Origin of the sequence: Exiguobacterium sp. BMC-KP, from assembly GCF_001275385.1 — a bacterium.
In the GTDB taxonomy this organism is placed as follows: Bacteria; Bacillota; Bacilli; order Exiguobacteriales; family Exiguobacteriaceae; genus Exiguobacterium_A.
Map to the genome: position 1 here is coordinate 355,216 of NZ_LGIW01000015.1, position 12,965 is coordinate 368,180.

General features: G+C 47.4%; 12 protein-coding genes. All 12 read left to right on the top strand.

The window, feature by feature from the left end; all coding sequences use genetic code 11:
* Positions 1 to 42 precede the first annotated feature (42 nt).
* On the top strand, positions 43 to 759 hold the full coding sequence (locus ADM98_RS07335) for a response regulator transcription factor (protein WP_053452898.1): 717 nt from the start codon (positions 43 to 45) through the stop codon (positions 757 to 759).
* 2 nt (positions 760 to 761) lie between these two features.
* The gene (locus ADM98_RS07340; RefSeq protein WP_053452899.1) at positions 762 to 2,489 is read left to right on the top strand and encodes an ATP-binding protein; all 1,728 of its coding nucleotides are present in this window, start codon (positions 762 to 764) and stop codon (positions 2,487 to 2,489) included.
* A 33-nt stretch (positions 2,490 to 2,522) separates the two neighbouring features.
* Positions 2,523 to 3,071, top strand: a complete 549-nt coding sequence (locus tag ADM98_RS07345; protein WP_053452900.1) for a cob(I)yrinic acid a,c-diamide adenosyltransferase — start codon at positions 2,523 to 2,525, stop codon at positions 3,069 to 3,071.
* Complete coding sequence (gene yfmF / locus ADM98_RS07350; RefSeq protein ID WP_053452901.1) at positions 3,071 to 4,324, top strand: EF-P 5-aminopentanol modification-associated protein YfmF; 1,254 nt, start codon at positions 3,071 to 3,073, stop codon at positions 4,322 to 4,324. Before ADM98_RS07345 ends, yfmF begins: the two co-directional genes overlap by 1 nt.
* The gene (gene yfmH, locus ADM98_RS07355) at positions 4,321 to 5,592 is read left to right on the top strand and encodes an EF-P 5-aminopentanol modification-associated protein YfmH (RefSeq protein ID WP_235504847.1); all 1,272 of its coding nucleotides are present in this window, start codon (positions 4,321 to 4,323) and stop codon (positions 5,590 to 5,592) included. The genes yfmF and yfmH overlap by 4 nt, the downstream gene beginning before the upstream one ends.
* Positions 5,592 to 6,296, top strand: coding sequence for an elongation factor P 5-aminopentanone reductase (gene ymfI / locus ADM98_RS07360; RefSeq protein ID WP_053452903.1), 705 nt, complete (start codon positions 5,592 to 5,594; stop codon positions 6,294 to 6,296). Before yfmH ends, ymfI begins: the two co-directional genes overlap by 1 nt.
* Positions 6,297 to 6,390: 94 nt before the next feature.
* Entirely contained in the window at positions 6,391 to 7,173 is a 783-nt protein-coding gene (locus ADM98_RS07365) for a DUF3388 domain-containing protein (protein ID WP_053452904.1), read from the top strand.
* A 27-nt stretch (positions 7,174 to 7,200) separates the two neighbouring features.
* Positions 7,201 to 8,100 carry a helix-turn-helix domain-containing protein gene (locus ADM98_RS07370; RefSeq protein ID WP_053454502.1) on the top strand — a complete coding sequence of 300 codons (900 nt, stop codon included), beginning with the start codon at positions 7,201 to 7,203 and terminating at the stop codon, positions 8,098 to 8,100.
* A 64-nt stretch (positions 8,101 to 8,164) separates the two neighbouring features.
* Positions 8,165 to 8,743, top strand: coding sequence for a CDP-diacylglycerol--glycerol-3-phosphate 3-phosphatidyltransferase (gene pgsA / locus ADM98_RS07375; protein WP_053452905.1), 579 nt, complete (start codon positions 8,165 to 8,167; stop codon positions 8,741 to 8,743).
* A 71-nt stretch (positions 8,744 to 8,814) separates the two neighbouring features.
* Positions 8,815 to 10,047 carry a competence/damage-inducible protein A gene (locus ADM98_RS07380; protein ID WP_053452906.1) on the top strand — a complete coding sequence of 411 codons (1,233 nt, stop codon included), beginning with the start codon at positions 8,815 to 8,817 and terminating at the stop codon, positions 10,045 to 10,047.
* Between the two features lie 111 nt (positions 10,048 to 10,158).
* The gene (gene recA / locus ADM98_RS07385) at positions 10,159 to 11,202 is read left to right on the top strand and encodes a recombinase RecA (RefSeq protein ID WP_053452907.1); all 1,044 of its coding nucleotides are present in this window, start codon (positions 10,159 to 10,161) and stop codon (positions 11,200 to 11,202) included.
* 193 nt (positions 11,203 to 11,395) lie between these two features.
* Positions 11,396 to 12,958, top strand: a complete 1,563-nt coding sequence (gene rny / locus ADM98_RS07390; protein ID WP_023467703.1) for a ribonuclease Y — start codon at positions 11,396 to 11,398, stop codon at positions 12,956 to 12,958.
* Positions 12,959 to 12,965 lie beyond the last annotated feature (7 nt).

Consider the following 12,965-nt stretch of genomic DNA (forward strand, 5'->3'; position numbering starts at 1 on the left):
GTAGGATAGAGGAGTAGAGTTTAGTTCATAGGAGGAGACAGCATGTCAGAAGAAGCACGTATTTTAGTCGTCGACGATGAAGAACGGATTCGTCGCCTGTTGAAGATGTATCTGGAGCGGGAAAATTTCACGATCGAGGAAGCAGACAATGGAGAGACGGCGCTTGAAATGGCGCTTGAGACAGAATACGATGTCATTCTCCTCGACTTGATGATGCCAAAGATGGACGGGATGCAAGTTTGTGAAGAACTGCGGAAAACAAAAGCAACGCCTGTCGTTATGTTGACGGCAAAAGGCGAAGAGACGAACCGTGTTCACGGGTTTGAGATGGGGGCAGATGATTATATCGTCAAACCATTCAGTCCACGTGAAGTCGTTTTGCGCGTCAAAGCGATCCTTCGTCGAGCAAGTGCGACGAAATTCCTCCATACGGATGCGAAGACAAAAGATGTCATCGTCTTCCCGCACTTAACAATTGATAATGATGCACACCGCGTGACGGTCGAGTCCCAAGAAGTCAACTTAACACCAAAGGAATACGAACTGCTGTATTTCTTGGCGAAACAGACGGATAAGGTATTCTCGCGCGAACAACTACTCAAGGAAGTCTGGAACTATGAATTTTTCGGAGATCTTCGGACGGTCGATACGCACGTCAAACGTCTGCGTGAAAAATTGAATCGTTTGTCACCGAACGCTGCTCAAATGATCACGACGGTCTGGGGTGTCGGATATAAGTTCGAGAATAGTCCATCCTGACGATGAAATGGTTGCAAAGTGTTGTCATCAAATTATGGGGAACGATTTTGTTACTCGTTTCAGTCGTCTTGATCGCCTTGACGATCTTGTTGCTTGAATTTTTTAACTCGTTTCATATCGAGCAAGAGCGAGGGCACCTCGCAAAGCTTGGGCAACAAGTCGAGACCGTCTTTCAAGCGCACTCCGGAATCGAGGAAGGATCGAGTACCGCTGTTGAAATCACCGATATTTACGGCGCGACACTGATCGCGAAGACCCAAGACGATTCTGTCGAAGCAAACATCTCACAAGCGAAAGCCAACCGGATCATCAAGGAACTTGAACGGCAGAACTGGAAAGCAATTGATGGTGAAGAGGGCGAGACGGCCATCGGGAACTATGAGACTTTTGATGGAAAGGCGGCACTCGCGTACCGGGCACCGCTCATTACGGATAGTGGCAATGGAACGATCTACCTGATCGAACAATTGACGAACATCGAACAAGCGAATGAAGGCGCACGTCAAATTATTCAACTCTGTGTTCTATTAGCGATCATTGGGACGACAGTCTTCGCCTTCTTCCTCTCGACACGGATCACGGCACCACTGCGGACGATTCGACAAGCTGTCGTTGAGGCGGGTGAGGGGAAATTCGATCAAAGTCTGACGCAGCGATCACGCGATGAGATTGGTGACTTGGCACTTGCTTTTAACGAGATGAGTAGCCAACTCAATCAATACGTCACGGATCTTGATAAGGAACGGCATTTACTTTCCTCGATTCTGCGCTGTATGGCAGACGGGGTGTTGACGTTCTCGAAATCAGGTGAGCTCCTCGCGACGAATCCACCGGCAGAGGCATTCCTTGCAGGTTCTCCGGTTCCAGACGAACTGATCGAACTATTCCAGACGGTCATGCAGGAAGAGACGGAGATGACGGTATCCTTCGAGCGTGAAGGACGCTTTTACATCATCATCGTCAGTCCGTTGCTTGAACAAGAAGAACAAATCGGAGCAGTCGCAGTCTTACGTGATATGACGGAAGCACAACAACTCGAAAAGATGCGTGCCGATTTCGTTGCGAATGTCAGTCATGAATTGCGGACGCCACTTGTCATGTTGCAAGGGTATTCGGAAGCGATTGTCGACGGAATGACCGAGAGTGATGAGGCGACGAAGGAATTCGCTTCGATCATTTACGATGAATCACAACGGCTGTCACGTCTTGTCAATGATTTACTCGATCTTGCGCGGATGGAAGCGGGATATCAAGAGTTACGGATTGAAGCCGTTGAAGCTGTCTCTTTCGCACAGCGAGTCATCAAGAAATTCAAACAGATGGGACGAGACAAGCAGGTTACGTTCTCTGTTGCTGGTCCGAACGTTGAGTTTGACGCCGATCCGGATCAGATGGAACAAGTCATGACGAATCTTCTCGGTAACGCCCTTCGTTATACGGAGAACGGTGAAATCAAGATTAAGATTGACGAAGATAGGGAAAACATTACATTATCCGTCATTGATTCGGGTGACGGGATTCCGGAAGAAGACTTACCATTTGTCTTTGATCGTTTCTATAAGGCGGACAAGGCGCGGACGCGCGGAAAGACCGGTACAGGAATCGGTTTAGCGATCGTTGCGAACGTCGTCCGTGCTCACGGCGGAGAAGTCGAAGTCGACAGCCGCTTAGGAGAAGGAGCGACTTTCCGAATCCGATTACCAAAAAAACAAAGGAAGCGAACATTATGAGTCGCTTCCTTTCGCTATAGGAGTGAATGAAAAATGAAAATTTACACGAAATCTGGCGATGAAGGAGAAACATCTCTCGTTGGTGGAAGGGTCAAAAAAAATGATCGTTTGATCAGTTTGATGGGAGAACTCGACGAATTGAATAGCTTCGTCGGACTTGCTCGGACGAAAGCATCATCGATCGAGGTGCGAGAGCAATTGACGGTCATTCAACATGCCTTATTCGACTGTGGTAGTGATTTGATGTATGTCGAACCACGACCATCACGATTAAGCCAAGAAGCGACAGTCGATTTAGAAAGTTGGATCGACAGTTTGACAGAGTTATCGCCACCACTCGATAAATTCATCTTACCAGGCGGAACGGAAGCAGCTGCAACGTTGCATGTGGCACGGACGGTCTGTCGTCGCGTCGAACGTTCGATGATCGACGTTCCTCAGGCGGCACACTTATTGCCGTTCATCAACCGACTCAGTGATTTCTTCTTTACAGCAGCCCGCTATGAAAATGCGGTTAAACAAAAAGCAGATATTGAATACGTCCGCAGTGCGCATGTGTTCAAACGAAAGGATGGAGAGTAATGAGCCAGTCATTTAGCACATGGAAAAAAGAAGGAACGAGCTTCCACCTCGTTCCGACCGATAAATTCAAGACAACGACGATCCTTGTCACGTTTTCAGCACCGCTCGAAGCGAAGACATTAACAAGCCGTGCGATTTTACCGTACATCATGGAAAAATCGACAGCTGCTTATCCGTCGATGAAAGCGTTACGTGAACCACTTGAAACACTATATGATGCCGGTCTTTATGCGGACGCATCGAAGTTCGGAGAAGAGCACGTCATTTCATTCCAACTTGATGTCGTACGGGGAGAGCTCGTCCATCATCCGTCGTTATTAAAAGAAGCACTCGAGTTGTTAGAGCAGATGGTGCTTTATCCGGACTTGACGGAAGGTGGCTTCCGCGAACAGTTCGTCAAACAAGAAAAGCGACTCCATGCGTTACGGATCAGTTCACTGTATGACGATAAGATGCGCTACGCCCAACAGCGTCTTCTCGAATTGATGGCGCCAGGTGAAGCCGTATCACTGCCATCTCTTGGAACACTCGAAGAGCTAGAGCGCATCACCCCATCATCTTTGCGTGATACATACCGTTCGATGATTGAGGATGATCGGATTGATGTCTTCGTCGTCGGACAGGTGACGCAAGACGAAATGGAAGATGCGCTATCTTTCTTGCCGTCGCACTCGGAAAAAATCAGTCATTATATTCCTGCACAAAAAACAGTCAATGGCGTGAAACGATCAAGTGAAACGCAACCGATCAAACAAGGCAAATTACATCTCGGGTATCGAGTAGCGGTCGATCCAACATCTGCCGATTCAATCCGTATGCAAATCGTTAACGGTCTGTTCGGTGGTTTCCCGCACTCGAAGTTGTTCATGAATGTCCGTGAAAAAGAGAGTCTCGCCTATTACGCCGCTTCACGTTATGCGGCATTGAATAGTGCACTCTACGTCTATGCCGGGGTCGACACGAAAGAAGCGGAACGTGCTGAAAAAATCATCTTAGAGCAACTTGTTGATTTGAAGGCAGGACAGTTCACGGATGAAGAATTGACACAAACGAAAGCAATGTTAATTAATGCGCGTCGTCAAATCCTTGATCAACCAGGCCAGTTGATTGGTTGGTTGAATGGTTCGAAGATGCGTGGACTGACACTTGAAGATGAGATCCAGATCATCGAGACGGCGACGCGTGAAGACGTCGTTCGATTGGCAGCGGCAATCGATCTTGATGCCGTATATCTATTGCGAGGTGAAGCATGATGGAACAACTGACTTATCACGATACAGACGAAACGGTATATCACGAGCAGCTCGATAACGGGCTGTCCGTCTACTTGTTGCAAAAAAAAGGCTACGAAAAGACGTATGCGACGTTTACGACCCGTTATGGTTCAATTGATCAGCGATTCAAAAAAGGAGAAGAATGGGTCACGGTACCGGATGGAATCGCCCATTTCCTTGAGCATAAAATGTTCGAATCAGAAAAAGGAGACGTCTTCCAAGAGTTCGGTCGCCTCGGTGCCTCAGCAAACGCCTTTACATCGTTCTCACGGACAGCGTATCTATTCTCAGCGACGTCATTGATCGAACAAAATCTTGAGACGTTGATTGATTTCGTACAAGATCCGTACTTCACGCCGGAAAGCGTTGAGAAAGAGAAGGGAATTATTACGCAGGAAATCCAGATGTATCAAGATAATCCAGGCTGGCGTTTGTTCTTTGGTTTGATTGAATCGATGTATGCATCGCATCCAGTCCGGATTGATATCGCGGGAACACCGGAATCAATCAATCAAATCACAGCCGATGATCTCTACACATGCTACCGTACGTTCTATCATCCATCGAACATGGTGTTGTTCGTCGTCGGAAACATCGACCCGGAAGAGACACTTGCATTGATCAAAGCGAATCAAGCAAAGAAAGACTACACGGATCGTCCAGCAATCGAGCGAGATTATGGTCAAGAACCGCATGGGGTGCATCGTCCACGTTTTGAACTTGAACTCGACGTCAAGACACCTAAAGTATTGATTGGCTATAAAGACGAATCACTTCGCGGTGAAGCACAAGTCCGCCGGGAGTTGACGAGTGAATTGCTATTGCACTTGCTGTTCGATCAGACATCATCGACCTATTTAGAGCTGTATGAAGATGGGCTGATTGATGATACATTCAGCTTTGATTACTCGAGTGAAGAAGAGTTTGCATTTGCAACGTTCGGGATGGAGACGGAAGATCCAAATAAATTCATTAACGCCTATGAGACACTTCTTCAAACACGTCCTGACTTTACGGAAGACGAAGTCACACGTAAGCGGAACATGATGCAAGGGAAATTCCTCCGCGCCTTGAATTCGCCAGAGTTCATCGCGAACCAGTTCTCGCGTCACGCGCTTGCTGGTACGAATCTATTCACGCTTCCGACAATGATTGCGTCGATTACGAAAGAAGAGATTGAAGCCCGTTTCGACGAGTTGTTCGCCATTGAAAATCGAGCGATTTCCATCGTCAAACCGTACGCGTGATGCGAATCCTCATTACTGGTGCGAGTGGCGCCATTGGTCTTGCAGCAGCGAAACAACTCGCTGTCGCCGGACATGATTTGGTGCTTCAGACGTATCGACAGCAAGCGGTTTTGGAACGGATGATAGAGGAGTGGCCGGGGGAACATCGAATTTTAGTTGCGAACTTAGCAGATGAAAATGACTTGCAGGCATTCTGTACGATGTTACCCGTCGTTGATGCTTTCGTCCATTGTGCTGGTACGAGTTACAGTGGTTTGTTACTTGATCAATCGGCAACGTCGATGCAGGAGCTTTGGAAAATCCATGTCGATGCCTTGATGCGGATCAGCCAAACGGTGACACGGACGAAACCTTTCACGTCGCAGCTAGCGATCGTCGTCATCAGTAGTGTGTTAGGCGAACAAGGTGTCGCGGGTGAAGTTGCCTATTCAACCTGTAAGGCGGCACAACTTGGATTCGTCAAAGCATACAGTAAGGAACTTGGACCGATGCATGGACGTATCAATGCGATCACACCGGGATGGATCGATACCCCGATGAACGCAATTTTTTCTGATGAAGAAAAGGTAGAGGCGATCGCCGAAATTCCTGCCGGACGATTTGGCAAAGCGGAGGAAGTTGCTTCTGCAATCCATTACTTAGTGCAACCAGAATCGAGTTATGTGTCGGGAGCCATCCTCAAAATAGATGGTGCATGGATGTAAGCATTGGAATTTCAGTTCAGGAATGCTTTTCATTTTTCAAAAAATCATTTAACATGAGGAATGGATAATCGTATCGATAGAGGAGGATGGGCGCGTGAGTGAGTTCGAGCAATGGTATCTCGAATATGAATTAAAGGTCAACCGTCCCGGTATACTCGGGGACATTGCTTCGTTGATGGGAATGTTGCATATTTCGATTGTGACGATCAATGGTGTCGATCATCAACGACGTGGTATGTTACTGCAAACGAAACAACCGGATCAAATTCCACGACTCGCCGCTATTCTCAAGACGATGTCAACCATCGATGTCATCAAACTACGAAAACCAAAACTCCGTGATCGGATCGCGATTCGACACGGTCGTTATATCGATCAAAGTAGTGATGAACGAAAGACGTTCCGATTCGTTCGAGAAGACTTAGGGATTCTCGTCGATTTCATGGCAGAGCTGTGCAAACAGGATGGTCACTTGTTAATTGGTGTCCGTGGTATGCCGCGCGTAGGGAAGACCGAATCAATCGTCGCAGCAAGCGTCAGTGCGAATAAGAAATGGCTGTTCCTTTCATCGACGTTAATCAAACAGACGGTTCGAACATCGTTGTTCGACGACGAGCGGACCGGTGATTATGTCTATATCATCGATGCGTTAGTATCGCAACGAAATTTCGATGAACGGCACTGGCAAATTCTGCGCGAAGTTATGCGACTACCGGCGACGAAGATCGTCGAGCATCCGGACGCTTTCGTTAAATCAAGTGAGTATACGTGGGATGATTTTGATTACATCATTGAATTACGCAACACGACTGAAGAAATCATTGTGACTGAACTGCCTCGTTCCCATGGTGGAAATGATTGGTTCAACTTTGAATAAGTATGAAAAATGGAAGGTGTGTTACCGATGACCGAGCTCGGAACCTACTTAAAAGAACAACGGGAGGCACTTGGTGTCTCTCTCGAACAAATTCAAACGACGACGAAGATTCAAAAGCGTTACATCGTCGCGATTGAAGAAGGCAATTACGATCAATTACCGGGTGCGTTCTATGCCCGGGCCTTCATCAAGACATATGCGGAAGCACTCGGTCTTGACGTTGATGAAGTGTTTACGACCTACAAGCGTGACCTTCCGGAACCGGAAGCGCAGCCGGTCGTCGAACTATCTAGACGAGCAACGTATTCGAAATCTAGTGCTCCTAAAAAAAGTGTTGCGAAACGTTGGATTCCGAACATCATCATTATCGTGCTGATCTTTGCAATCGGTGCTGCTCTGTATTATGGTTTGCAGACGTTCCTCGACGGTAACGAAGAGGCGAAAACGTCCGAGCCGAAGCAAAATGATGTGACGATTGATCAAGGAGACGCACCGAGTAAAGAAACGGATGCGCCTGCGAAGACTGAGGAAGAGCCAAAGGAAGAACCGGCGAAGCAGGAAGAAACAAAAGAAGAACCTAAAAAAGAGGCACTCGCTGTGAAGTCGACATCTGGTCAAGATGTCACTTATGAAGTCGCGACGAAGGATACGATGAATGTCTCGATTCAAATCAAGAAGAACGCATCTCCATCCCCATTCGTTGGTGTACGTGATACATCACTTGAAGGAAAAGCACTTGCGCCAGATCACATCAACGCTTCGGATCCAAATCCGATCGTCGTGAAGGACGCGAAGACGGACTTGATCCGGATCCGGATCGGTTCGATTAAAGGGATTGATAAAATTGTCGTCAATGACCAAGAACTAAAACTGAACCGTTCGCTTCTCGTCCAAAACATCTATTTGAAGAAAGTTGACACGCCGTAATTCGGCGTGCCTTCTTTTAGATGACATGATCATCTACATATGAAATGAAGGAGGAGGGCGTTACATGAACTTACCGAATCAATTGACAGTATTACGCGTTTTATTAATTCCCGTGTTCGTCATCGTACTTGCGATTGATCCGAACTGGGGACAGTGGGACGTGTTGGGAGCTGAACTTCCTGTCTCACACTTCGTTGCTGCTATTATCTTTTTGATTGCGTCTTTAACGGACTGGCTTGATGGCTATATCGCTCGTAAACAAAAATTAGTAACGAACTTTGGAAAATTCATGGATCCACTAGCGGATAAGATGTTGGTCGCTGCTGCGCTCGTCTATCTTGTAGAACTTGGATTCGTTGCAGCATGGATCGTCGTCATCATTCTCTGTCGAGAGTTTGCTGTCACAGGTCTTCGTCTCGTCGCTTCTGACGAGGGAATCGTTCTTGCTGCCGGAAACTCTGGGAAAGCAAAGACATGGGTCCAGTTAACATCGATCACAGCCTACTTGTTACATGATATTATCTTTGCAATGTGGAATATTCCATTTGCAGATATTACGATGTGGCTTGCTCTGATCCTGACGATCTACTCAGGTGTTGAATATTTCTCGAAAAACATTAAGTTAATTACAAAATCCATGTAAGTTGGATCAATTTAGACTGTTCGTCATACCGAACAGTCTTTTCTTATACTTCAAGAAGGTGAGGCATCAACATGAAAGCAGAAATCATCGCAGTCGGAAGCGAACTCCTCCTTGGAGAAATCGCGAATACAAATGCACAGTATCTTTCCGAATGGTTAGCCAGTGCTGGGATTGACGTTCATTACCATACAGTCGTCGGTGACAATCGCGAGCGGATGCAAGAAACATTCCGTCAAGCGCAACAACGAGCGGATCTTCTCGTTATCACAGGAGGTCTTGGACCGACTGAGGACGATTTGACGAAGGAAGTACTCGCCGATCTCCTTGGTCGCGATCTCGTTTTGGATCAAGCAGCGTACGAGCGGATCGAAGGATTCTTAAAAACGCGCCAACGGGAGATGACGACCAACGAACGAAAACAAGCGTTAGTCATCGATGGTGCAACGGTTTTGCGCAATGATGCTGGGCTCGCTCCCGGTATGTCAGTGCAGACCGAACACCATCAATACATCGTCTTACCAGGTGTACCACGCGAGATGAAGCAAATCTTAAAAGATCATTTCGGTCATCTTTTCGGTCAAGAGACGATTCGTTCGCGAACACTCCGTTTCTTTGGAATCGGCGAGTCCGCTTTAAATGACAGGCTCGAAACGTTAATCAAAGAAGCGACGAATCCATCGGTCGCACCTTATGCTGAACTCGCTGAAGTTCGGTTGCGTCTAACAGCCAAGGCACTCGATCAACAAGAAGCTGATCGTATGCTCGACGAACTCGAACAACATGTCCTCGCTGAAGTCGGCATGCACTTTTATGGATATGGCGAGACGAGTTTGCCGGAAGTCGTTTTGAAACGGTATCAAGAAGCTGGATTGACACTGTCGCTTGCTGAGTCACTGACAGGAGGAGCCGTTGCAAGTGGTCTCGTCGATGTGAGCGGTGCGAGTCAAGTGTTGCGCGGGAGCGCTGTCGTCTATGATGACGCTGCGAAGCAAGCCGTACTATCAGTATCGGAAGAACTTCTAAAAGAACATACGGCAGTCAGTAAAGAGGTAGCGATTGCGATGGCAGAAGGAGCACGAAGCCTTTATCAATCTGATATTGCCATCGCCTTGACAGGGGAAGCGGGTCCGACAAGTAATAGCGGGAAAGAAGTTGGAACGGTCTATTGTGCTGTTGCAGATACAAACGGAACACGAATCGTCGAATGGCAATATCCGTCGTTCGACCGAGGAATGATTCGCTTGCGTGCTGTTAAAGATACCTATTTCCTTCTACTGAAACATCTCGAAAAAGCACCAAAGTGATAAAAATGGTCAAAGTGCAAGTATGCGAATAAATGTTCGTAAAATGCTTGTCATTCGGTCTCAAAAGAAGTACAATAATCTCAGTAAGATAATTAGAAGGAGGCCTGCTACGTGAGTGATCGTAAAGCAGCACTTGAGATGGCATTACGCCAGATAGAGAAACAGTTCGGTAAAGGTTCCATCATGAAACTCGGAGAAAATGCGGATCAGAAGGTATCAGTAATCTCTTCTGGATCGATTACATTAGACATTGCCCTAGGTGCAGGTGGATATCCACGTGGACGGGTCATCGAAGTATACGGACCTGAATCGTCAGGTAAAACGACGGTTGCGCTTCACGCAATCGCAGAAGTTCAAAAACAAGGTGGACAAGCAGCTTTCATCGATGCAGAGCACGCGCTTGATCCAGCATATGCAAATAAACTCGGTGTCAACATCGATGAGCTCCTCTTGTCACAACCCGATACAGGGGAACAAGCACTTGAAATCGCGGAAGCACTCGTTCGTTCTGGTGCGGTCGATGTTCTCGTCGTCGACTCTGTTGCGGCACTCGTACCAAAAGCTGAAATCGAAGGTGAGATGGGTGATTCACATGTGGGTCTTCAAGCTCGTTTAATGAGTCAGGCGCTCCGGAAATTGTCCGGTGCAACGAATAAGTCGAAGACAATCGTTATCTTCATCAACCAAATCCGTGAAAAAATCGGTGTCATGTTCGGTAACCCGGAAACAACTCCTGGTGGTCGTGCGTTGAAGTTCTACTCATCTGTTCGTCTAGAAGTACGTCGTGCGGAAGCGTTGAAGAACGGTACGGACATCGTCGGTAACAAAACGAAGATTAAGGTCGTCAAAAATAAGATTGCACCTCCGTTCAAACAAGCGGAAGTTGACATCATGTATGGTCTCGGGATTTCAAAAGTCGGTGAGTTAATCGATATCGGAACAGACCTTGATATCGTTCAAAAGAGTGGTGCATGGTATTCGTATAACTCAGAACGTCTTGGTCAAGGACGTGAGAATGCGAAACAATACATGGTCGAGCATCCGGAAGTCGCAGCAGAGGTCGAACGCTTGATTCGTGAACATCATGGTCTCGTTGATCGCGCAGAGCCGGTTGATTTCGAAGCGGAACAACCAGAAGATTTATTTGCTGAATAAGCTGTTTGAGAGAGGATTCGTATGCGAATCCTCTCTTTTTTAGTGTAAAAGAGGAAAACAGTGGAATTCTTTCCCGTCCGTTCGTTGACAATGAACGAGTGCTATCCTTACAATATAGATGTACGTTTTTTAGACAGCTTCGATGAAATACCGAAATGAACTAAGAAACACCTTGCAAAGGGGAGGTGAACCCATGAGTACACTGACTTGGATTGTCATACTTCTCCTCACTTTGCTGATCGCATTCATCGTAGGCTACTTCTTGCGAAAATCGATTGCAGAAGCGAAAATTCAAGGCGCAGAAACGGAAGCGAACAAAATCGTTGAACGTGCGCGTGAATCAGCTGAGGCAACGAAAAAAGAAGCAGTACTCGAAGCGAAAGATGAAGCATTCAAACTTCGTAACGAAGTGGAAAAAGAATTGCGTGAACGTCGCCAAGAGCTAGCGAAACAAGAAGCCCGGTTGCTCCAGAAAGAAGAGACACTCGATCGCCGTGTTGACGCTATCGACCGTAAGGAAGATCAAATCAATACACGTGATGCAGAGATCGCGAAACGGAAGCATCAAGCTGAAGAACTAGAGCGCAAAGTAGAGGACCTGTATGAACAGGGACGTCAAGAGCTTGTCCGCGTCGCGAATTTATCGCAAGACGAGGCAAGAACGATCATCATGGATGAGACGAAACAGGCTGCTTTACATGACGCAGCCATTCTTCAAAAAGAAATCGAACAAAAAGCAAAAGAAGAAGCCGACAAGAAAGCACGTAACATCTTGTCACTTGCGATTCAACGGTTCGCCGCTGAACATATCGCAGAGACGACTGTATCGGTCGTCAACTTACCGAACGATGAGATGAAAGGTCGGATCATCGGACGGGAAGGCCGCAACATCCGTACGCTCGAGACCTTGACTGGGATCGACTTGATCATCGATGATACGCCTGAAGCCGTCATTTTGTCTGGTTTTGACCCAATTCGACGCGAAGTCGCTAAAATGGCGCTCGAGAAATTGGTTCAAGATGGTCGGATTCACCCGGCCCGTATTGAAGAGATGGTCGACAAGTCCCGTCGTGAAGTCGACGAGCGGATTCGAGAAATTGGGGAAGAAGCGACGTATGATGTCGGGATTCACGGCATTCATCCGGACCTTGTCAAAATTCTCGGTCGCTTGAAGTACCGTACGAGTTACGGACAGAACGTCCTGTATCACTCACTTGAGGTTGCCCACCTTGCGGGTATGATGGCAGCTGAACTTGGAGAAGATGTCACGCTTGCGAAGCGTGCGGGTCTTCTACATGATATCGGGAAAGCGATCGACCACGAAGTCGAAGGCAGTCACGTTGAAATTGGTGTCGAGCTCGGTACGAAGTACAAAGAGCATCCGACTGTCATCAACGCGATTGCATCCCACCACGGGGATACGGAAGCGACATCTGTCATTTCCGTCTTGGTTGCAGCAGCGGATGCCTTATCTGCCGCTCGTCCAGGTGCACGTCAAGAGACACTCGAAAGTTATATCCGCCGTCTCGAACGTCTCGAGGAAATCTCGGAATCGTTCGACGGTGTCGAAAAATCATTTGCGATCCAAGCGGGTCGTGAAGTCCGTATCATCGTTCGACCTGATGTCGTCGATGATGTACTGGCTCACAAGATGGCGAGTGACATCCGGAAAAAAATCGAAGAAGAACTCGATTATCCGGGACATATCAAGGTCACGGTCATTCGGGAAACACGAGCAGTCGAATACGCGAAATAAGTGGAGT

What these genes read in the sequence shown, in the direction of transcription:
- pgsA (WP_053452905.1), top strand. Translation starts at nt 8,165, where the DNA reads ATGAACTTACCGAATCAATTGACAGTATTACGCGTTTTATTAATTCCC.
- ADM98_RS07340 (WP_053452899.1), top strand. Translation starts at nt 762, where the DNA reads ATGAAATGGTTGCAAAGTGTTGTCATCAAATTATGGGGAACGATTTTG.
- ADM98_RS07335 (WP_053452898.1), top strand. Translation starts at nt 43, where the DNA reads ATGTCAGAAGAAGCACGTATTTTAGTCGTCGACGATGAAGAACGGATT.
- rny (WP_023467703.1), top strand. Translation starts at nt 11,396, where the DNA reads ATGAGTACACTGACTTGGATTGTCATACTTCTCCTCACTTTGCTGATC.
- ADM98_RS07345 (WP_053452900.1), top strand. Translation starts at nt 2,523, where the DNA reads ATGAAAATTTACACGAAATCTGGCGATGAAGGAGAAACATCTCTCGTT.
- yfmF (WP_053452901.1), top strand. Translation starts at nt 3,071, where the DNA reads ATGAGCCAGTCATTTAGCACATGGAAAAAAGAAGGAACGAGCTTCCAC.
- ADM98_RS07380 (WP_053452906.1), top strand. Translation starts at nt 8,815, where the DNA reads ATGAAAGCAGAAATCATCGCAGTCGGAAGCGAACTCCTCCTTGGAGAA.
- yfmH (WP_235504847.1), top strand. Translation starts at nt 4,321, where the DNA reads ATGATGGAACAACTGACTTATCACGATACAGACGAAACGGTATATCAC.
- ADM98_RS07370 (WP_053454502.1), top strand. Translation starts at nt 7,201, where the DNA reads ATGACCGAGCTCGGAACCTACTTAAAAGAACAACGGGAGGCACTTGGT.
- ymfI (WP_053452903.1), top strand. Translation starts at nt 5,592, where the DNA reads ATGCGAATCCTCATTACTGGTGCGAGTGGCGCCATTGGTCTTGCAGCA.